We start from the raw sequence: 19,905 nt of genomic DNA, 5'->3' as shown, positions 1-19,905 counted from the left end.
GGTTCTCACTCCGTCCGCCTATCGGCTGGGAGGCGCGGGCGTTACCGGATCTGCAGGAATGTGCCTGCACTGTGATCGAACTCGCCCTCCTGATGGCGGCCGAGCCAGTCGGTGATGTCGTCGGCTGCTTCCTCCGGGTGGGTCGAGGCGAAGCTCTCGGGTGGGTTCGTGCCGTGGGCGTAGGCGTGGGCCGCTTCGAGGAGGCGGTGGGCGGTCACGAGGAGCTGGTGTGCCTGGGCGAGGGCTGAGGCCGGGTCGCGGGTGGTGATCGCGAGGCGGGCGAGGTCGGCGATCTGGCAGGCCTCGTGGGCCATCGCGATCCGGGCGCGGTCGTCGTCGGTGAGCACAGTTCGAGCATCGATGGTGTGGACCGGGCCGCGCAATGCGTCATTTCCGAGGTCAGCCTATGGCTCAGGCTTAGGCTGAGGAGATGCGCTACGACCTGTACGATCTGCGGCTCTTCGTGAACGTCGTTGCCGAGGGCTCGATCACGGCGGGAGCGGCTCGGATGCATCTCAGTCTGCCTTCGGCCAGTGCACGGGTCAGGGCGCTTGAATCCCAGGCCGGGGTCGGGTTGCTGATCCGGGAGCGGCGCGGAGTGCGGCCGACGCCGGCTGGTACGACGCTGGCCCGGCACGCGCGCGAAGTACTGGCTCAGACGGCTCGGCTCGACAGTGCTGTCGCGAGCTACACCGCGGCGCGGTCCCGGCCGCTCGTCCTGGTCGCTGGGACGTCTGCCATGGATCGGCTGGTGCCGGCCGCGCTCGCGTCGTTCCTGCGGGAGTATCCGGAGCATGACGTGACGGTGTCGGAGCAGCGGACACCGCGGTCGCTGCGTCTGCTCAGCGAGGGCAAGGCCGACCTGGGCATCGTGTCGGACGACGAAGCCGGCTCGACCTCATTGCGGACTGAGCTTCTGGCCGACGACTCGCTCGTCGTGATCGGGCAGTCCGGTGGCGTGCTCGCCGGGCGGCAGTCGCTCTCGTACGCCGACGTCGCCGAGCACCCGATGGTCGGCCTACCCGCCGATGCCGCCCTCCGCGGCTGGATCGAAAAACACCTCGGCCCGCACGCGCCGGTCCCGCGCTACCGGACCCTCGTCCCGACCCTGCACGCCCTCATCACCCTCGCCACCGCGGGAGTGGGCCTGGCCATCGTGCCGCTCCGCTCCGTGCCGCCGGGACCTCTGCTGGACATCCGCCCGCTCACCGACCCGTGGTCCACCCGCTCCCACCTCCTCTGTCACTCCGCCCACCGCCCAACCGCCGCCACCAAGTCCCTCGCCCACCACATCCACCTCGCCGCCGGGTAGACCTCCTGCCGCCACTCGACCTCCCTGCCTATTGGGCTGAGGCGCACTAGGGTTGGTGGATGCTGTACTTCGGTGGGTTGCTGGGCTTGATGGGACTGGCGACATTGGTGTTCCGGGATGCCGATGTTGCCGGTTTGCCCGCGTCCGCGGCCGGGGTGGGCCTGCTCGTCGTGGGGGCTGCCGTGGCCGGCCTCGGCCTGCTGCGACGGGTGCGTCGTCGGCAGCGGGTGGCCAGGGGAGAGCCGGTGCCCATCGGAGATTTCTTCGAACGGGCCCGTGCGCTGCCCCGACTGCTGCGGGCCGCGCGTCAGGAGGGCTACGCCGGGTTGCCCAAGAGCCGGATGGCTCTGTGGGTGCTCGCGCTGGTCTACCTGGTCTCGCCGATCGACATCCTCCCCGAACTGTTGCCGATCATCGGGGTGGCCGACGATGCCGGGGTGGCGGTCTGGCTGCTCACCAGCGTGTCGACCGCAACCGGACTGTACCTCCGCCATGAGCGAGACCGGTCCGAGCTCCCGCCCGTTTAGGCCGGGTTGCTAGCGTCCGGAGTATGCCTGCTCTCACCGTGGAGGACGCCCGGATCCGGGCCGCCGCCGTCACCGTTCGCGGATACCACCTCGAGTTCGACCTGACCACCGGGGACACCACGTTCGGCTCGGTCAGCCGGATCTGGTTCGCCGCGTCGGCCGACAGCACGTTCGTCGACGTGAAGCCCGACGAGTTGACCTCGGTGACACTGAACGGTGTCCCTGTCGACGTCGGCGGTCTGGTCGACGGGCGGTTGCCGCTCGCGGGGTTGCGGGCCGAGAACGAACTGGTGGTCACCAGCCGGATGGCCTACTCGGCGGACGGCGAAGGGCTGCAGCGCACGGTCGATGCCGCCGACGGCAGGGTCTACACCTACGGGATGTCCTCGCTTGAGTCGGCCCCGCGGTACTTCGCCTGTTTCGACCAGCCGGACCTGAAGGCGCCGTACACGATGTCGGTGCGGTGCCCCGAGGACTGGATCGTGCTCGGGAACGGGGCGGCGACGCAGACCGCGCCCGGCCAGTGGAAGCTCGCCGAGACCAAACCGCTCTCCACGTACTTCGTGACGCTGGTGGCGGGTCCCTACCACCTGATCCGTTCCGAGCACGACGGGATTCCGCTCGGGCTGGCCTGTCGGCAGAGCCTGAAGGAGCACCTGGAGAAGGACAAGGACGACCTCTTCCGCACCACGGCCCAGGCGTTCGACGAGTATCACCGGTTGTTCGGGTACCGGTATCCCTTCGGCGAGTACCACCAGGTGTTCGTGCCCGACTTCAACCTCGGCGCGATGGAGAACCCGGGTTGCGTGACGTTCGCGGACAGCCTGGTGTTCCGGTCGAAGGTGACGGACGCGGAACGCAGTACCAGGGCTCGGATCGTGGTGCACGAGATGGCGCACATGTGGTTCGGCGACACCGTCACGATGAAGTGGTGGAACGACCTGTGGCTGAACGAGTCCTTCGCTGAGTACATGGCGCACCGGGTCTCGCACGACGCGACGGATCACGCCGGACACTGGACGGACTTCGCGTTCGTGCGCAAGTGGTGGGGCCTGCTGGCCGACCAGCGGACCTCGACGCATCCGGTCGCGGCTGAGGCGATCAAGGACGCGCGGGCGTCGCTCGACGACTTCGACGGAATCTCCTACGCCAAAGGCGCCGCGGTGCTCAAGCAGCTCGCCACCTACCTCGGCGACGAGGTGTTCCTGCAGGGCGTCAACGCGCACATCGACGCGCACGAGTTCGGCAACGCGGACCTGGCGGAGTTCATCGGCAAGCTCACCGAGGCCGGTGCCGAGGACCTGCCGAACTGGTCCGCGCAGTGGCTGCGCACGGCCGGCCTGGACACGATCAGCGCCGAGCGCACGGAGACCGGGATCCGCCTGCACCGCACGGCGCCCGCGGACCACCCGGCCGACCGTCCGCACCAGTTCACGGTCGCCGGGTACGACGAGCAGGGCCGCGGCACGCCAGCCCAGGTGTTGCTGGACGGCGACCACGTGGACGTGGAACTCGATCCCGCGCTGAAGGTGATCGTGCCGGATGCGGCCGACGACACCTGGGCCAAGATCCGGCTCGACGCGGAGAGCCTCGCGAACCTGCCCACGGTCCTGCCGAGGATCGAGGACGGCACCACCCGCGCGGTGATCTGGAACAGCATCCGCGACGCGACCGCCGACGCCGAGCTGGATCCACGCCAGGCCTTCGAGATCCTGCTGGCGGCGTTGGCGCAGGAGGACAGCGACATCGCGGTGGGTTCGTTGCTGCGCTGGCTGGAGGACCGCCTGCTCGGCGTCTACCTCTTCCCGTACGAGCCGTACCGCGCGCAGGCGGCCGACGTACTGACCGCCCGGCTCGCCCAGACGCCGCCCGGCAGCAGCCTTCAACTCGCCATCACGCGCGGAGTCATCGCCACCACGGCGGACGAGCAGTTGCTGAAGGGCTGGCTCGATGGCCACCAGATTCCCGAAGGCCTCAGCGTGGATGCCGATCTCCGCTGGTCACTCGTACTGCGGCTCGTCCGGCTGGGCGCGTTCGGCAAGGCGGAGATCGACGCGGAGCTGGCCAGGGACCAGTCGACCGAGGGCGTCTCCCAGGCCGCGAGGTGCTACGCGGCGACCGCCGATGGCAAGGAAGCAGCGTGGACCCGGATCATGACGGATCCCGCGGTCGGGGTGAACGAGTTGTTCGCCACCTGTGAGGGCTTCTGGCATCCCGCCCAGGCCGAGCTCACCGCGCCGTACGTGGACCGCTTCTTCGCGGAGATCGCCGGCACCGCCGAGTACCGGGCCGGGATGGCGATCTCGCTGACCACTACCCGCATCTTCCCGCGGTTCGCGGTGGAGCAGCGGGTGATCGACCAGGCCGAGGCGCTGGTCGCCGACGACACCGTTGCCCCGAGCATCCGTCGGTCGGTGTCCGACCTGGCCGACGACCTGCGGCGAGCGGTCGTGGTGCGAAGCCGCTTCAGCGGACGGTGAGGTGTTCGGCGACTTCCTTGCGGGCCTGGTGGATCCGGGCCTTCACGGTGCCGAGCGGCACGGCCAGTTCGTCGGCGATCTCGGCGTAGGTCATCGCGCCTAGATCGCGCAGTACCAGCGGCTGGACGAGTTGCGGGTGGTTCGACTCGAGCGCTTCGAGCGCCTCCAGCAGGTCGAGCCGTGAACCGGCGATCACCGAGGTGGTCCGCGGGTCCACCGACTCCGGCAGCACCTCGGCGGACTGCTCGACGGCCCGGCGCTTCAGCGAGCGGTAGGTCTGCCGGGCGCAGTTCGTCGCGACCACGGTCAGCCAGCCGGCGAAGCTGCCGGTGCCCTTGAAGGTGTGGATCTTGGTCGCCACCTGGAGCAGCGTGTCCTGCGCGGCCTCTTCGGCGTCCTCGCGGAACGGCAGGAACTTGGACACCCGGCGCAGCACCTGCGGACGGATCGCCTGCAGCAGTTCGGGAACTACGCTCGCCTCGCCCGCCGCCGCTCGCGCGGCGAGGTGTTCCAAGTCCTCGTTCATACTCCCCCAACTGCTTTGTACTGCGTCGGTGTTCGCCTAGATCCGCTCAGTAACCGACAATAGCCGGGATGGATGTCATCGGAAGGTATCGGCTGCAGTCGAAGATCGGCGCAGGCGCCTTCGCGACGGTCTGGCGCGGGTACGACGACGACCTCGACGTCGACGTGGCCGTCAAGGTGCTGGCGGACAACTGGGCCTCCCGGGCGGACGTCCGCGAGCGGTTCCTGTCCGAGGCCCGGCTGATGCGCCGGATCGCCAGCGACCGGGTGGTCCGGGTCTTCGACCTCGGCCAACTGCCCGACGGCCGCCCGTACTTCGTGATGGACTTCATCAGCGGCGGGTCCCTGGCCGAGGTGCTCGTGCACGGGCCGACTGACCCGGCCGACGCGCTCTGGTGGGGCGCGGACCTGGCGCGAGCGGTCGCCGCCCTGCACGAGGAGGGCGTCGTGCACCGCGACATCACCCCGGCGAACCTGCTGCTCCGGCCCAACCAGGGCAACGAGTCGGGCGGCGGGACGCATCGGATCGTGCTGGCCGATCTCGGGCTGGCGAAACGCGCCGCGGAGGCGTCGGGACTGACCCAGGCCGTCGGCACCCCGTCGTACATGGCTCCTGAGCAGGCGCGCGGGAGCGACGGTTTCGACGAGCGGGCGGACGTGTACGCGGTCGGCGCGGTGACGTACGCGCTGATGACCGGGCGGGCGCCGTACGTGGCGTCCTCCATCAACGACGTGCTCGCGCGCGACCCGGAGCTCAACCCACCCAGCCTGCGGCCGCTGCTGCACGACTCGCTCGGCCAGGTCGACGACATCCTGGCCCGCACCCTCGCCTACCGCGTCGGCGACCGCTGGGAGCGCGCGGACACCCTCGCCGATCGGCTGGAGGTCGAGGCCTACCGGCTGGAGCAGGAGGCGCCCCTGTTGGCGGGACAGCGCACCGCCGTCAGCAACGACGACGAGATCAGTACTACGGTCGCGCAGGCGGCTCAGGGGCGCCGGACCAGGCGCGGGCTGTTGCTCCTGCTGGTTCCGGTGTTCTTCCTGCTCGCGCTGGCCGCCGCCTGGTTCTTCGTCGGGCAGTGATCAGCAGGCGAGACGTGGGCAGTCAAGGAGTTGCTTGACTCCGTACGGGAGCCATGTGACTACTCACTGCATTAAGATGTGGTTGCGCAGGTCATCTGTCGTCGGCTTCGACAACCCCGGTCTCAAGCTCCAGGCCGCGATCAAGTGAAAGTCATCACCGTCAAGTCCCCGGTCGCCTGCTACCCCGGCCCTCACCCGCACCGGGATCCGCTAGCTGTCGTCAGTAGGTGACCGTGATCCGCTCCGCGGCGGGGTCGATGGCGACGTTGCCGCCGTACGGGACGACGATCTGGGGATCGGTGTGGCCGATGTCCAGCCCGGTGACCAGCAGCGCGGAGGGGTTGTACTCCGCGAGCGCCCGCGCCACAGCGGCGTACTGCGAAGCGCGGTAGGCGGCGCCTTCATCCGGAGTGGTCTGGTGGTCCAGAGCCCAGGTCTTGGGCCGACCCCAGAGGACTGCGTCGAAGCGGGCGAGCAGACCGCGTTCGCCGAAGTTGCGGAGTGTCCGGTAGACCTGGGTGTCGCTCGGGAGTTCCTCGCTGGTCTCGCAGAAGAGGACCCCGGAGTACTCCTCGACCGGGAGCATCCAGCGGCCGACGGCCAGTTGCCAGTCGAGGATCTCCAGGCAACCGCCCCAGAGTCGCCCGCTGACCGGAGTCGACGGGCCGTGCCAGCTCCAGCCCTCGCCCGGGAAGAGGTCGGGCTCGGTCTCCAGGTGGACGGGGTCGGCCCAGTCGCGATCCCGGTCGGTCCAGCCGGTCGCGGGAGCCAGCTCGAAATCCCCGGAGGTGAAGAGCGCGGCTCGCAGCGACCGCTCGCTGTCGGGATGCATCGCGCCGCCGCGGCCGAACTGCGCCATCATGCTGCCGCCGTGGAACGCCGGAAGCCCTTGCGAGTAAAGGAAGTTGAGCAGGTTCGTGTTGTCGCTGTAGCCGAAGAACGGCTTCGGGTCGGCCCGGAAGACCGCCGGATCGAGGTGCTTGAGCAGGGCGATCTGGTCGTCGCCGCCGATACTGGCGATCACCGCGCGGACGTGCGGGTCCGACCAGGCGGCGTGCAGGTCGGCGGCCCGCTCCTCCGGCGTCGACCGCAGTTTCCGGGTCGCCGGATACTCCACCGGCTCCAGCCCGAAGGCACGGAGCCGCTGGAGGCCCAGCTCGTACGGCGCGGGGAACACCTCGGGCAGTCCACCCGACGGCGACACCACGGCCACCTTGTCGCCCGGGATCGGCTTCGCGGCGAACAGCATCAGCGCGGGATCAGACGCCGATGGGATGCCAGACGGTCTTCAGCTCGAGGTACTGCGTCAGGCGGGACAGGCCGGGCGACTCCGTCCAGTCCTCGTCGACCGGACGGCGCACCCGCTTGAGGTTCTCCGCCGCCGCGACCTCCAGCGCCGTCGCCTCCTCGGGATCCGTCACGCCGGCCAGGTCGATCGCGTTCACGTCCAGGTGACCGGCCAGCCACGGCCCGATCTCCGACGCCGAGCCGGTCAGGATGTTGACCACGCCACCCGGCAGGTCGGAGGTCGCCATCACCTCGCCCAGCGTGACCGCCGGCAGCGGACGCTCGAACGACGTGACCGCGACGACCGTGTTGCCGGACACGATGGCCGGGGCGATCACGCTGGTCAGGCCGAGCAGGCTGGAGTCCTGCGGGGCCAGCACCGCCACCACACCAGTTGCCTCAGGCAAGGAGAAGTCGAAGTACGGGCCGGCCACCGGATTGCTGGAGCCGACCACCTGGGCCAGCTTGTCCGCCCAGCCGGCGTACCAGACCCAGCGGTCGATGGCAGCGTCGACCACAGCCCGGGCCTTGCTGATCGACAACCCTTCGGCGGCGGCGACCTCGGCACTGAACTGCTCGTGCCGGCCCTCCATCACCTCGGCGATCCGGTACAGCACCTGGCCGCGGTTGTAGGCGGTCTTGCCGGACCAGCCGCCGAACGCCTTGCGGGCCGCGACGACCGCGTCCCGGGCGTCCTTGCGGGAGGCCTGCGAGGCGTTCGCGAGGAACTTGCCCCTGGCATTGTTCACCACGTACGACCGGCCCGACTCGCTGCGCGGGAAGGCGCCGCCGACGTACAGCTTGTAGGTCTTGCGCACGTCCAGGCGGGCACTGTCCTTAGTGGGCAAGGTAGGCCTCCAGACCATGGCGGCCGCCCTCGCGGCCGTAACCCGACTCCTTGTAGCCGCCGAACGGCGAGGTCGGGTCGAAACGGTTGAACGTGTTGGCCCAGACCACGCCGGCGCGCAGCTGGTCGGCCATCCACAGGATCCGGGAGCCCTTGTCGGTCCAGACCCCGGCGGACAGGCCGAAGGGGGTGTTGTTCGCCTTCTCCACGGCCTCGGCCGGGGTGCGGAAGGTGAGCACCGAGAGCACCGGCCCGAAGATCTCCTCGCGGGCGATCCGGTGCGCCTGGGAGACGCCGGTGAACACGGTCGGCGCGAACCAGTAGCCCTGGGTCGGCAGCTCACACTCGGGCGACCAGCGCTCGGCGCCCTCGTCCTCGCCGACCTGCGACAGCTCGCGGATCCGGGCCAACTGCTCGGCGGAGTTGATCGCGCCGATGTCGGTGTTCTTGTCCAGCGGGTCACCCACCCGCAGGGTGCCCATCCGGCGCTTCAGCCGGGCCAGCACCTCGTCGTACACGCTCTCCTGGACCAGCAGCCGCGAACCGGCGCAGCAGACGTGGCCCTGGTTGAAGAAGATGCCGTTGACGATGCCCTCGATGGTCTGGTCGATCGGCGCGTCCTCGAAGACGATGTTCGCCGCCTTGCCGCCCAGCTCGAGGGTGACCTTCTTGTCCGTGCCGGCCACCGACTTGGCGATCGCCCGGCCGACGGCGGTGGAGCCGGTGAACGCGACCTTGTCGACACCCTCGTGCTCGACCAGCGCCTGACCGGTCCGGCCCGCGCCGGTGATGATGTTCACCACGCCCGGCGGGAGATCGGCCTGCTGGCAGATCTCGGCGAACGCGAGCGCGGTCAGCGGCGTCGTCTCGGCCGGCTTCAGCACCACGGTGTTGCCTGCCGCGAGGGCGGGCGCGATCTTCCACGCGAGCATCATCAGCGGGAAGTTCCACGGGATCACCTGCGCGGCGACGCCCAGGGGCTGCGGGTTCTCCCCGGCGCCGGCGTACTCGAGCTTGTCGGCCCAGCCGGCGTAGTAGAAGAAGTGCGCGGCGACAAGCGGCAGGTCGACGTCGCGGGACTCGCGGATCGGCTTGCCGTTGTCCAGCGACTCCAGCACGGCCAGCTCGCGCGACCGCTCCTGGATCAGCCGGGCGATCCGGTACAGGTACTTCGCCCGGTCGCGGCCCGGCATCGTGCCCCAGACCTTGTCGTAGGCCTTGCGGGCGGCCTTGACCGCCTTGTCGACGTCGGCCGGACCAGCCTCGCTGATCTCGGCCAGCACCTCCTCGGAGGCGGGGCTGACCGTCTTGAACGGCTTGCCGTCGGTGGCCTCGGTGAAGGCGCCGTTGATGAACAACCCGTACGACGACTTGATGTCCACGATCGCCCGCGACTCGGGCGCGGGTGCGTACTCGAATCTGCTCATGCCTCAGTCCAGCGTGAAGTAGTCGGGGCCGGGGTAGTTCCCGGTGGCCAGCTTGGTGCGTTGCATCAGCAGGTCGTTCAGCAGACTGGAGGCGCCGAAGCGGAACAGCTCCGGGTCCAGCCAATCCGGTCCGGCCGTCTCGTTGACGGTGACCAGGTACTTGATCGCGTCCTTCGCGGTCCGGATGCCACCGGCGGGTTTGACGCCGATGTGCAGGCCGGTCGCCTCGTGGTAGTCGCGGACGGCCTCCAGCATCACCAGGGTGACCGGCAGGGTCGCCGCGGGGGAGACCTTGCCGGTGGAGGTCTTGATGAAGTCCGCGCCGGCCAGCATCGCCAGCCAGGAGGCCCGCCGGACGTTGTCGTAGGTGACCAGCTCTCCGGTCTCCAGGATCACCTTGAGGTGCGCGTCACCGGCCGCCTCGCGGATCGCGGCGATCTCGTCGAAGACCAGCCCGTACCGCCCGGACAGGAAGGCGCCGCGGTCGATCACCATGTCGACCTCGTCGGCGCCGGCCGCCACCGCGTCCTGGGTGTCCTGCACCTTGATCGCCAGGCTGGAACGACCGCTGGGGAACGCGGTTGCCACGCTCGCCACGTTGATCCCCGACCCGCGCAGCTCGTACTTCGCGGTCGCCACCAGGTCGGGATACACGCAGACGGCGGCCACCTGCGGCGCGGTCGGGTCCGCCGGGTCCGGGCGCTTCGCCTTCGAGCACAGCGCCCGCACCTTGCCCGGGGTGTCCTGGCCCTCCAGCGTGGTCAGGTCGATCATCTGGATGGCCAGATCGAGGGCGTAGGCCTTGGCGGTGGTCTTGATCGACCGGGTGCTCAAGGTGGCGGCCCGCGCCTCGGCGCCGACCTGGTCGACGCCCGGCAGGCCCAGCAGGAATCGGCGCAGCCGGTCCTCGGACGAGGTCACGTCCGCGAGACTGTCGACGCCAGTGTCGGTAGTGGTCACGCCTGGCAGTCTAGTGCGCTTCCCGAGCCTGCGTTTCCGGTCACAAGACGGACCATAGTGGTGGCTGGTTCTAGGCCGGTGACCAGGTGGCGGATACTTTGTCGGGGTGAAACCGAAGGTCAGCGAGAGTGAGCGGTACCTGTCCACGTCGAACCGGATCACCGGCGCCGTGGTGATGGCGATCGGGGTGATCGGGCTGATCGACATCGTGCTGGAGTGGCGCACCCTGGGCGGCCTGGAGGTCGCGGCCCTGATCGGGATCCTGATGGTGCTCGCGTACGTCGGTCTGGTCCGCCCGTCCGTCACGCTCCGCCCCGAGAACCTGCTGATCCGTAACCACATCCGTGATCACACCGTGCCGTGGGGCAAGATCACCGACGTCGACGTGACCGACATCCTGCGGGTGCACACCGAGGACGCGCGGCTGCGCGCGCCGGGCGTGCAAGTAGCGATGCGGGACCTGCGCAAGCAGCGGGTCGGCGGGCGGAAGCTCGGCGCGGAGAACTCGGTCTCGCGCGCCGAGTTCGTGGTCGACCGGATCGACCACCACCTCAACATGTACCGGCAGAACTCCCAGGGCGAGATCGTCACCAGTTGGGCGAGGCCCGAGCTGGTGATCGTCGGCGTCCTCGCGGTCACCGCTCTGCTGGCGGAGTTCCTCCGCTGACCCGGGTCTCCCGCCGCGGTCTGCTCGTCGCGGCAGGTCTCACCGTCGCCGGAGGTGCCGGGCTGGTCGAGGCCGGAGTACTGCCTGGCCGGACGCGGGTTCATGACGTACTCGGGCTGACCGGCGAGGACGGCGTCGTGCCGGAGGTCCCGGCCGGCCCGGTGGAGTCCGGCAGCTTCGCATCAGCCGCACGGCGTACGACGGTCGGGTGGACGGTGATGTACCCGCACGGACAACGGGCCGACGCGCGGCTTCCCGTCGTACTGGTGCTGCACGGGCGCGGTGGCGACCACACGTCCGCGATCAACGACCTCGGCGCCGACCGCTACCTGACCGCCGCGGTGCAAGCCGGCACTGCGCCGTTCGCGCTCGCCGCGGTGGACGGTGGGACCGACAACTACTGGCACCTGCGCGCGACCGGGGACGACCCGCAGGCGATGCTGATGGCGGAATTCGTTCCCCTGTTGGCCAAACGCGGACTGGAGACCGACCGGTACGGCGTACTCGGGTGGTCCATGGGCGGATACGGCGCTCTCCTGCATGCGGCGGACGCCGGATCGGCCCGGGTGGCCGCGGCCGGCGCGCTGAGCCCTGCGCTCTGGCGTGACGCGTCCCAGGCCGCGGCGGGTGCGTTCGATGGCCCGGGGGACTTCCGGGCGCATGAGGTGTTCGGTCGCCAGGAGAATTTCAAAGATGTTGCCTTGCGCATCGATTGTGGCCGGGACGACCCGTTCGCGGGGGCGGTCCGGGAGCTGCGGGACGAGGTGACGGCGGCGGGCGGAGTACAGGCCGGGGCGCACACGGCCGGTTACTGGCGGCGGATGCTGCCGGACCAGCTCGCCTTCCTGGGTGGCGCTCTCGCCCGCTGAAGTTTGTCGCGATCCGCGGGGAACTTCGCGGCGATCGGTGGCGTCGGACCCCGTGTCCGCTTCCGGGACGGACCTCAGGTTCGCCCAGGATGGGACCCGTACGTCCCCGAACACTCGAGAGTGGAGCGCATGAAGAACCTCCCCAGCAAGAAGCTGCGCGGCCTCGCCGCAGTCGTCGCGGTGGCCGGCCTCGCGGCTCTGGCGGTGCCGGCCCAGGCAGCGCAGACCTCCGGTACCGCGGGTGAGCCGCTGCCGGTGGGCAAGACCGCCGAGTCCCAGGTCTCGGTCCGGACCGAGACAGTCCAGCGATCGGCGGCGCTCGCCGCAGGCTGGAATAGCACCACCGCCAAGAACACCGTGCGGTACAACAAGCTCTACAAGGCGCCGGTGATCCCGCCCTCGAAGTGCAAAGAGGTCAAGGGCACGCTGACCACGGCGGCCGCGGTCAAGGCGTACGACCAGCAGATGCTCACCTGCATGTGGGCGGCGTGGGCGCCGGTGCTGAAGGCGGCCGGCGCCGACTACAAGGTCAAGCCGACCCTGATCGTCCACAACTACAGCCGGGTCAACACGTACTGCGGCGTCGTCCGCGGCCCGCAGTCGTACTACTGCGGCTACAAGAACGGCCAGATCTACATCCCGTGGGGACTCATCCAGACCTACTGGAAGCAGAACCCGACCTTCGCCCGCGCATACGCGACCAACACCATCGCGCACGAGTACGCCCACCACGTGCAGTTCGTCACCGGCATCCTGGACGCGTCCTGGTGGCGGCAGCGGGCCTTCACCACCCAGTCGGCCAAGCTCGAGGAGAGCCGCCGCCGCGAGCTGCAGGCGTCCTGCCTCGGCTCGGCGTACATCGGCGCGAACAAGCGGTACTACCCGATGAGCGGCACGCTCTACACCCAGTGGACGTACGTCGTCGCCAACTCCGGCGACCAGAAGGGCGCCGTCCGCGACCACGGCTCGCTCTCGAACCACAACTGGTGGTCCACCGCGGGCTTCAACGCGACCAGCTCCACGACCACCGCGAGCCGGTGCAATACCTTCGCTGCGATCTCCAGCCGCGTATCCTGACGCGCAATGCGTAGATTCGCGGGTGACAAAGCGTAGATTCGCGAGTAACCAAGCCGCCTGGGACGCGTTTGCGTTTCCAGGCGGCTTTCGCGTTTTGCCGACACGTTCACGATCTGCGATCGTGTGGCTACCGTGTTTCGGGTCCGCACGCCTTACAGTCTTGGTCGACCGACGAACGGCAGGAGTCAAGGATCGTGAACTACGACGAGTTCAACACCGAGTACACGAAGGTGCTGGACAAGATCAGAGGCGGCAAGTGCAGCTGGTCGGAGCTGTCCGGGCACGTCACCCGGCTGCGCCAGGGCACCGCCAACATCACTATGCCGGTGGAGCGCTCGCAGATCGACAGCGATCTGGCCGCGCTCAGCCAGATGGTCGACCTGTCCCGCCGCACGAACGACCGCGAGGACGTCTGGACCGTCACCTCCGAGGCGGTCCGCCGGGCCAGCAGCGGTGAGGGCACCGTGGCGGACCGGATCGCCCGGATCGCGGCGAGCATCGACGAGATCACCAGCCTCGCGAACCGCAACCCCGACGAGCGAGAGGCGCTGATGCAGTCCACCAGCACCCTCCGCATCCTCCACGCGTCCCTCCAGTCCTCCCTCCAAGCCGAACAGGCCGAAGCCGCCGCCGCCCACTAACCCGGCGCCCCACCCCGCCCAGGCCCCCGACCCGCTCGGGGGCCTTCGCACGCCCACACCCCCGCCGCCACCTCTCGGAGGCTTGGGTTAGATGCCGGCGGCGGTGGAGAGGGAGCGTTTTATGGCTGCCAGTTCCACCGCGGCCTGGGTGCGGGCTGCGGGGACGTCGTTGGATGAGACGGGGATTACGACTTCCAGGTAGCACTTGAGTTTGGGTTCGGTGCCGGAGGGGCGGACTACTACTCGCGCGCCGTCGGACAGGGTGTAGCGGAGGCCTTCGGTGGGTGGGAGGGTCTCGGTGCCGTGGCTGAGGTCGTCTACGCGCTCAACCGAGTGGCCGCCGAGCTCCGTGGGTGGGGTCGCGCGAAGGCGGTCCATTGCGGCGGCGATCAGGCTAAGGTCGTCCACTCGCACGGACAGCTGATCCGTCGCGTGCAGCCCGTACTTCTTCGCCAAATCGTCCAGCAGGTCCAGCAGCGTCCGCCCTTCGGCCTTCGCCTGAGCGCCGAGCTGGAGCACCCGGATCAGCGTCGACACGCCGTCCTTGTCCTTCACCGCCGCCGGGTCAACGCAGTACCCGAGCGCCTCCTCGTAGCCGAACACCAGCTCCGGCACCCGCCCGATCCACTTGAACCCGGTGAGCGTCTCGACGTACCGGACCCCGTACGCCGCCGCGATCTTCCCCAGCAGCGACGACGACACGATCGAGCAGGCCGCGACCCCCTGAGCCCCGGAAGCCAAGAGGAACTCACCCAGCAACGACCCGAGCTCGTCCCCGCGCAGCATCCGCCATCCACCCTCAGCGGCAGGATCCGGTACCGCGACCGCGCAACGGTCGGCGTCGGGATCGTTGGCGACGGCAATATCCGCGCCCTCGGCCCGAGCGAGCTCCAATGCGGCGTCGATCGCCCCCGGCTCCTCCGGGTTCGGGAACGACACGGTCGGGAAGTCCGGATCCGGATCCGCCTGCGACGCCACCACAGCCGGTACTGCGAACCCGGCGCGATGGACGGCCTGCTCCACAAGGGCGCGCCCGACTCCGTGCAGCGGCGTGTAGGCCACATTCAACGATCGGGGAGCATCCGCCGGTACCAGAGTCGCGATCCGGTCGAGGTAGGCGTCGAGCAGGTCGTCGCCGGCGGTCTGCCAGTCGTCCCCGCGCGGCACGGACGCCAGCGGGCCGACCGCCGCGATGGCGGCGGCGATCTCCACGTCGGCCGGTGGCACGATCTGCGAGCCGTCGCCGAGGTAGACCTTGTAGCCGTTGTCCTGCGGGGGATTGTGCGACGCCGTCACGACCACCCCGGCAACCGCTTTCAGGTGCCGGATCCCGAACGCCACCACCGGGGTCGGCGTCGGCCGGTCCAGCAGTACCGCGTCCAACCCGGCCCCACGGACCACCGCGGCCGTGTCCTGGGCGAACACGTCGGACTTGTGGCGCGCGTCGTACCCGATCAGGACGGGGCCGTCGGTGAGGCCGTTCGCCTTCAGGTAGGCGCAGAGACCGGCGGCGGCGCGGATCACCACGACCCGGTTCATCCGGTTCGGTCCGGCGCCCACCGCGCCGCGCAGACCCGCGGTACCGAACTCGAGGGTGCCGGAGAACCGGTCGGCCAGCTCGGCGTCGGCGTCGGTGCCGGTATCGAGCAGTCGCTGGAGCTCGGCGCGGGTGTCGGGATCCGGGTCCTCGGCGAGCCAGGCCTGGGCAGCGGTACGGGTCAGAGCGGCATCGTTGACGGTCACGAGCGCACGATACCGCCCGGTTAACTAACTCCCCGAGGAGTCAGCGGGCGGGGGTGTCAGTGGCCCGAGGACTGGCAGGGCCGCGCGCGCAGATCCGCCACGTAGTCGTCGGGGGCGCCCGCGGCCTCGGCGGCCTCGGCGAGGATGCCCAGGTAGCGCGCGGAGGGCAGGCCACCCTCGTACGCGTTCAGCACGTACATCCAGGCCAGCTGCTCGCCGTCCAGCGTCTGCACCCGCACCTGGATCTTGCGGTAGACGCCCTGGTCGATCCACTCCCACTCGTCCAGGCGCTCCGCGTCCTTGGGGTGGACGTCGTACAGGGCGACGAAGACCTGGTTGCCCGGGTCGGCGAGGTCCTCGACGACGGTCGCCATCGAGCCCTCCCAGCCGAGCTCCTCGCCTCCGAAGGTGAGTCGCCAGCCGACGATCCACCCGGTCCCGCGCAGGGGGGAGTACGGGCACCGCTCGGCCATCAGGTTCGGGTCCAGATTCGACGCAAACGCGGCGTACAGGGTCACGACGACACAGGATACGGAACAATGGCGTCTCGTGGCGCGAGTTGTGATCATCGGTGGCGGTCCTGGCGGGTACGAAGCGGCGAGTGCGGCCGCCCAGCTGGGAGCGGAGGTGACGGTTGTCGATTCCGACGGGATCGGCGGTTCCTGCGTGCTCACGGACTGTGTGCCGAGCAAGACCCTGATCGCCACGGCCGAGGTGATGACCGAGGTCGAGGAGGCCGGCGAGCTCGGCGTCCGCCTCGATGACGGTGACGACGATCCGGCGAATTCCGTGCGTGTCGATCTCTCCGTCGTCAACAAACGCGTCAAGGCGCTCGCGGCCGCGCAGTCCGACGGGATCACCCGGCGGCTGGCCGACGACAAGGTCCGGGTGATCCACGGCCGCGGCCGGCTGGACGGCCCCGAGGCCGTCGTCGTCGGCGACGAACGGCTGGACGCCGACGTGGTACTGGTTGCCACCGGTGCACGGCCCCGCATCCTCCCCGGCTCCGAGCCGGACGGCGAGCGGATCCTGACCTGGGAGCAGGTCTACGAGCTCGAGGAACTGCCCGAGCGGCTGATCGTGGTCGGGTCCGGTGTCACCGGCGCCGAGTTCGCCAGCGCGTACGACGCGCTCGGCAGCGACGTGGTGCTGGTCTCCTCCCGCGACCGGGTGCTGCCGGGCGAGGACCAGGACGCGGCCGCAGTACTGGAGGACGTCTTCAAGCGGCGCGGCATGACCGTGCTGGGCAAGTCGCGGGCCGAGTCGGTCAAGCGGCAAGGCGACGGGGTCGTGGTGACCCTGACGGACGGCCGCAAGGTGGAGGGGTCGCACGCGCTGCTGGCCGTCGGTTCGCTGCCGAACACCGAGAACATGGGACTCGTCGAGTCGGGCGTGTCGCTGGGCGACGGCGGCTTCATCACGGTCGACAAGGTGTCCCGGACGACCGCCCGGGGCGTTTATGCCGCCGGCGACTGCACCGGCGTCCTGATGCTCGCCTCGGTGGCGGCCATGCAGGGCCGGATCGCGATGTCGCACGCGCTCGGCGACGCCGTGGCCCCGCTGAACCTGTCGACCGTCTCCTCCAACGTCTTCACGGCGCCGGAGATCGCCACCGTCGGCCTCACCCAGGCCGTCGTGGACGCGGGCGGCAGTACCGCGATGGCGGTCAAGGTGCCGCTCGCGGACAACGCCCGGGCCAAGATGCAGGGCGTCCGGGACGGATTCATCAAGCTCTTCTGCCTGCCGAACACCGGCATCATCGTCGGCGGCGTGGTGGTCGCGCCCCGGGCCAGCGAGCTGATCCACCCGATCTCCCTGGCCGTCGGCGCGCGGCTGACCGTCGACCAGATGGCCCAGTCGTTCACGGTCTACCCCTCGGTCTCCGGCTCGATCGCCGAGGCCGCCCGACGGCTCCACCTGCGGTCATGAAGTTCCTCGTGCTCTGGCAGATGGAGCTGAGCCTGCTCTCGCCGGAGATGGCGCGCGCGGTCGGCGCCATGCCGGAGTACGGCGAACGGCTGCAGCGCGAGGGCAAGGTGCTGGCCCGGTACCACGTGGTCGGCTCGCACGGCGGCGCGTGGATCTACGAGGTCGAGTCGCACGAGGAGTTCGAGCGGTTGCTCGGACGTGCGCCGGTCTTCAACTTCGCGCGCTACACCGTGCACGCGCTGGCCGACATGGCCTGACTTCGCTCGCTTTCCGTGATTGACGGACTTCCCGACCCGGAGGATGGTGGCAGGACGGGAGGTTGGGCATGTTCAACGACAACGACGACCTGGCCGTCGACCGGCACCTGATCGTCACGCACCGGCTGCGCGCGCGTCGCGTCCAGCTCGGCCTGACCCAGAAGCAGGTGGTGACCCGGCTGGGCCGCCGCGGCATCCGCACCACGAACAAGACGCTGAGCAGCTTCGAGCACGGCGCCGGCGTCGACGTCGTCCGCCTCCCGGAACTCGCCGCGGCCCTCGACTGCACGGTCACCTATCTCCTCGGCCTCACCGAGGACCCGACCCACTGGGAGCCCGACCGCCCGAGCCCGCTGCCGGCGCAGGGCTCGCACCAATCCAGCCAGGGCAACTGGATCCTCGGCCCCGACGTACCGACGCGCGCGAACCACCACACCTGAGCTCGAGCTCAGAGCGTGGGAGCTCAGAGTGTGGGCGTGAGGCCGCCGTCGATCACGATGTCCTCGCCGGTCAGATTGCCGGCCCGGTCGCCGGCCAGGAAGACGACCAGCGCTGCCACCTCCTCCGGGGTCGTGAAGCGCCCGGTCACGGAACCCGCCGCGGCCTGAGCGGCGACGGCGTCCGGTTCGCCTCCGACGGCACCGGCGACCGTCTCGGCCACGCCGTCCTTGCCGAGCCAGAGATCCGTGGAGACCGGCCCTGGGCTGACCGTGTTCACCCGGACGCCTTGCGGACCGACCTCCTTCGACAACGCCTTGAAGAAGTTGGCGGCGGCGGCCTTGGCGGCGCTGTAGTCGATCACCAGCGGGTCGGGCAGGGTCGCGTTGACCGAGCAGACGGTCACGATCGTCCCGGTCCGCTCCAGCAGTTGCGGCAGCGCGGCTCGGGTGGTCCGCACGGCCGACAGGAAGTCGAGCGTCCAGGTCGCCAGCCAGTCCTCGTCGGTCACCGAGACGAACCCGCCCGGTCGCGGATGCACCGCACCGACGTTGTTGACCAGGATGTCGAACGTGCCCGTCCGGGCCAGCGCCTCGGCGACGAAGTCCGCGGGACCCTCCGGCGTACTGAGGTCGACGGCGACGGTCTCGACCGGCAGCGAGCCCAGTTGGCCGTCGACGGAGCGCGCGCCGGCGACGACCTTCACTCCCTCGGCGAGCAACTCCCGGGTGATCGCGAGGCCGATGCCCTTGCTGGCGCCGGTGACGAGTGCGGTCTTGCCGGCCAGGTGCAGATCCATCGCGAACTCCAGTCATCAAAGGTCCGGCGGTCCCGGACGATTCAGACTAGTGCGAGGCGGTTGTTGGTCAGCGTCAGGTGGTACGCCGAGTATTTGCGCAGCGCGGTGACTCGGCGGAGGTCGACGCGGTCGCAGATCCATTGCCAGTGCAGGGTGACCCAGTCGCCGGGGGACAGAGGGCCGAGCAGGTCGATGCCGTCAGTGCCGCGGATGACCGTCTCCTTGCGGAGCGGGCCGAGAGCCAGAGCGCGGCCGTCCCAGGTGAGGGCCCGGGACTCGACGAGGACATGGGTGCCCACGTCGGCGATCACCCGGCCCCAGCGGATCCGGCACTGGTCGAGGACGTGCAACGCCTGCTGCCCGGCGCGTTCGTTGCCGAGCAGGTCGGCCCACGGGTAGCAGCAGAACACCTGGTAGCTGTGGTGTGGCATCCCACCGGCCTTCAACCGCGCGCCCACGTCGCCCAGCAGGGCGTTGCCGAGCCAGTAGGCCTCCACGATCCGGTAGTCCAGCGGATCTCTGATCCCCGCCGTCTCGGCGATCATCTCCAGGTACGGCCAGGCGCCCTCGAACTGCCGGGCGCGTTCGCGCAGTCCGTCGTCCACCGCAGCACCCGCTCCGTAGGCCAGCAACGCGCTGCCGTCGGCGGGGCCGCAGTACCCGAGCAGGTTGGGCGCCAGCGCGTACCGGACGAACAGGATCGGCCCGGACGTCGTCGCGACTGCCATCACTCGCCGCCGAAGAACGCCAAAGCGTCGGCGGCTCGCTCGGGCGTCATCCGCTCGAGTGCGAAGCCGCTGTGGATCAAGATGTACTCACCCGGGACGAACGGACCGTCCAGCAGCGCCAGGTTGATCTCGCGCACCACACCCGCGACCTCGACCTGTCCGAGGTCGAGGCCAGGGGTGGTGCTGACGATCCGGCCCGGGATGCCGAGGCACATCGCCGCTACATGTCCCTCAGCCGGAAGTACCGCCGGGCATCGGGCAGCACGAAGTAGAGAAGCCCGAATGTGAACAGCAGCACGATTGCGAGGA

Annotated in this window: 22 protein-coding genes; 11 read left to right on the top strand and 11 right to left on the bottom strand. The window is 69.7% G+C overall.

The annotated features are described in order from the left end of the window. Nucleotides 1–41 precede the first annotated feature (41 nt). Complete coding sequence (locus EV648_RS15000) at nucleotides 42–347, bottom strand: hypothetical protein (protein WP_132290888.1); 306 nt, start codon at nucleotides 345–347, stop codon at nucleotides 42–44. An 83-nt stretch (nucleotides 348–430) separates the two neighbouring features. On the opposite strand from EV648_RS15000, the gene EV648_RS14995 reads away from it, so the two are divergent. Genes EV648_RS14995 through pepN form a run of 3 tightly spaced genes read left to right on the top strand, consistent with a single transcriptional unit; the run spans nucleotide 431 to nucleotide 4,319 of the window. Further along, a complete protein-coding gene (locus EV648_RS14995; RefSeq protein WP_132290885.1) occupies nucleotides 431–1,312 on the top strand; it encodes a LysR family transcriptional regulator in 882 nt (293 codons plus the stop codon). 59 nt (nucleotides 1,313–1,371) lie between these two features. Then, nucleotides 1,372–1,839 carry a YkvA family protein gene (locus EV648_RS14990; protein ID WP_132290882.1) on the top strand — a complete coding sequence of 156 codons (468 nt, stop codon included), beginning with the start codon at nucleotides 1,372–1,374 and terminating at the stop codon, nucleotides 1,837–1,839. Nucleotides 1,840–1,862: 23 nt separating this feature from the next. Then, complete coding sequence (gene pepN, locus EV648_RS14985; RefSeq protein WP_132290879.1) at nucleotides 1,863–4,319, top strand: aminopeptidase N; 2,457 nt, start codon at nucleotides 1,863–1,865, stop codon at nucleotides 4,317–4,319. Here pepN and EV648_RS14980 read toward each other — a convergent pair. Then, a complete protein-coding gene (locus EV648_RS14980; protein ID WP_132290876.1) occupies nucleotides 4,306–4,845 on the bottom strand; it encodes an RNA polymerase sigma factor in 540 nt (179 codons plus the stop codon). The two genes, pepN and EV648_RS14980, sit on opposite strands and share 14 nt — an antisense overlap. A gap of 68 nt (nucleotides 4,846–4,913) precedes the next feature. Here EV648_RS14980 and EV648_RS14975 point away from each other — a divergent pair, with 68 nt between their 5' ends. Continuing rightward, a complete protein-coding gene (locus EV648_RS14975) occupies nucleotides 4,914–5,927 on the top strand; it encodes a serine/threonine-protein kinase (protein ID WP_132290873.1) in 1,014 nt (337 codons plus the stop codon). 220 nt (nucleotides 5,928–6,147) lie between these two features. Here EV648_RS14975 and EV648_RS14970 read toward each other — a convergent pair whose 3' ends face one another. The 4 genes from EV648_RS14970 to deoC are packed head-to-tail and all read right to left on the bottom strand — an operon-like array spanning nucleotide 6,148 to nucleotide 10,448. Then, nucleotides 6,148–7,176 carry a S66 peptidase family protein gene (locus tag EV648_RS14970; protein ID WP_132290870.1) on the bottom strand — a complete coding sequence of 343 codons (1,029 nt, stop codon included), beginning with the start codon at nucleotides 7,174–7,176 and terminating at the stop codon, nucleotides 6,148–6,150. Nucleotides 7,177–7,186: 10 nt separating this feature from the next. Next, nucleotides 7,187–8,062, bottom strand: coding sequence for an aldehyde dehydrogenase family protein (locus EV648_RS14965; RefSeq protein WP_132290867.1), 876 nt, complete (start codon nucleotides 8,060–8,062; stop codon nucleotides 7,187–7,189). Further along, complete coding sequence (locus EV648_RS14960) at nucleotides 8,052–9,488, bottom strand: aldehyde dehydrogenase family protein (RefSeq protein WP_132186930.1); 1,437 nt, start codon at nucleotides 9,486–9,488, stop codon at nucleotides 8,052–8,054. Before EV648_RS14960 ends, EV648_RS14965 begins: the two co-directional genes overlap by 11 nt. Nucleotides 9,489–9,491: 3 nt before the next feature. Next, nucleotides 9,492–10,448, bottom strand: coding sequence for a deoxyribose-phosphate aldolase (gene deoC, locus EV648_RS14955; RefSeq protein WP_132290864.1), 957 nt, complete (start codon nucleotides 10,446–10,448; stop codon nucleotides 9,492–9,494). Between the two features lie 106 nt (nucleotides 10,449–10,554). Between deoC and EV648_RS14950 the strand changes: the two genes are divergently transcribed. The 4 genes from EV648_RS14950 to EV648_RS14935 all read left to right on the top strand — a co-directional run bounded on the left by EV648_RS14950 (nucleotide 10,555) and on the right by EV648_RS14935 (nucleotide 13,702). Then, complete coding sequence (locus tag EV648_RS14950) at nucleotides 10,555–11,115, top strand: PH domain-containing protein (protein WP_132290861.1); 561 nt, start codon at nucleotides 10,555–10,557, stop codon at nucleotides 11,113–11,115. After that, nucleotides 11,043–11,984, top strand: coding sequence for an alpha/beta hydrolase family protein (locus tag EV648_RS14945; protein WP_241995195.1), 942 nt, complete (start codon nucleotides 11,043–11,045; stop codon nucleotides 11,982–11,984). Before EV648_RS14950 ends, EV648_RS14945 begins: the two co-directional genes overlap by 73 nt. Before the next feature lie 129 nt (nucleotides 11,985–12,113). After that, nucleotides 12,114–13,061, top strand: a complete 948-nt coding sequence (locus EV648_RS14940) for a neutral zinc metallopeptidase (RefSeq protein WP_132290858.1) — start codon at nucleotides 12,114–12,116, stop codon at nucleotides 13,059–13,061. A gap of 194 nt (nucleotides 13,062–13,255) precedes the next feature. Further along, nucleotides 13,256–13,702, top strand: a complete 447-nt coding sequence (locus tag EV648_RS14935) for a hypothetical protein (RefSeq protein WP_132290855.1) — start codon at nucleotides 13,256–13,258, stop codon at nucleotides 13,700–13,702. Between the two features lie 87 nt (nucleotides 13,703–13,789). On the opposite strand, the gene EV648_RS14930 is transcribed toward EV648_RS14935, so the two are convergent. Both EV648_RS14930 and EV648_RS14925 read right to left on the bottom strand, forming a co-directional pair. Then, the gene (locus EV648_RS14930; protein WP_241995193.1) at nucleotides 13,790–15,445 is read right to left on the bottom strand and encodes a phospho-sugar mutase; all 1,656 of its coding nucleotides are present in this window, start codon (nucleotides 15,443–15,445) and stop codon (nucleotides 13,790–13,792) included. Nucleotides 15,446–15,501: 56 nt separating this feature from the next. Further along, a complete protein-coding gene (locus tag EV648_RS14925; protein ID WP_132290852.1) occupies nucleotides 15,502–15,963 on the bottom strand; it encodes a gamma-glutamylcyclotransferase in 462 nt (153 codons plus the stop codon). A 31-nt stretch (nucleotides 15,964–15,994) separates the two neighbouring features. Here EV648_RS14925 and EV648_RS14920 point away from each other — a divergent pair, with 31 nt between their 5' ends. The 3 genes from EV648_RS14920 (at nucleotide 15,995) to EV648_RS14910 (ending at nucleotide 18,071) form a co-directional block, all read left to right on the top strand. Beyond that, nucleotides 15,995–17,374, top strand: a complete 1,380-nt coding sequence (locus EV648_RS14920; protein ID WP_132290849.1) for an NAD(P)H-quinone dehydrogenase — start codon at nucleotides 15,995–15,997, stop codon at nucleotides 17,372–17,374. Then, nucleotides 17,371–17,631, top strand: a complete 261-nt coding sequence (locus tag EV648_RS14915) for a muconolactone Delta-isomerase family protein (protein ID WP_132290846.1) — start codon at nucleotides 17,371–17,373, stop codon at nucleotides 17,629–17,631. Before EV648_RS14920 ends, EV648_RS14915 begins: the two co-directional genes overlap by 4 nt. A 68-nt stretch (nucleotides 17,632–17,699) precedes the next feature. Continuing rightward, on the top strand, nucleotides 17,700–18,071 hold the full coding sequence (locus tag EV648_RS14910; protein ID WP_132290843.1) for a helix-turn-helix domain-containing protein: 372 nt from the start codon (nucleotides 17,700–17,702) through the stop codon (nucleotides 18,069–18,071). 23 nt (nucleotides 18,072–18,094) lie between these two features. Here EV648_RS14910 and EV648_RS14905 read toward each other — a convergent pair whose 3' ends face one another. The 3 genes from EV648_RS14905 to EV648_RS14895 are packed head-to-tail and all read right to left on the bottom strand — an operon-like array spanning nucleotide 18,095 to nucleotide 19,811. After that, on the bottom strand, nucleotides 18,095–18,868 hold the full coding sequence (locus tag EV648_RS14905; protein WP_132290840.1) for an SDR family oxidoreductase: 774 nt from the start codon (nucleotides 18,866–18,868) through the stop codon (nucleotides 18,095–18,097). Nucleotides 18,869–18,909: 41 nt separating this feature from the next. Continuing rightward, the gene (locus EV648_RS14900) at nucleotides 18,910–19,596 is read right to left on the bottom strand and encodes a DUF6390 family protein (protein ID WP_132290837.1); all 687 of its coding nucleotides are present in this window, start codon (nucleotides 19,594–19,596) and stop codon (nucleotides 18,910–18,912) included. Further along, complete coding sequence (locus EV648_RS14895; protein ID WP_132290834.1) at nucleotides 19,596–19,811, bottom strand: HypC/HybG/HupF family hydrogenase formation chaperone; 216 nt, start codon at nucleotides 19,809–19,811, stop codon at nucleotides 19,596–19,598. Before EV648_RS14895 ends, EV648_RS14900 begins: the two co-directional genes overlap by 1 nt. Nucleotides 19,812–19,905: the final 94 nt, after the last annotated feature.

This window comes from Kribbella sp. VKM Ac-2568, from assembly GCF_004345365.1.
Taxonomy (GTDB): domain Bacteria; phylum Actinomycetota; class Actinomycetes; order Propionibacteriales; family Kribbellaceae; genus Kribbella; species Kribbella orskensis.
This window is presented reverse-complemented; position numbering and strand designations above follow the sequence as displayed.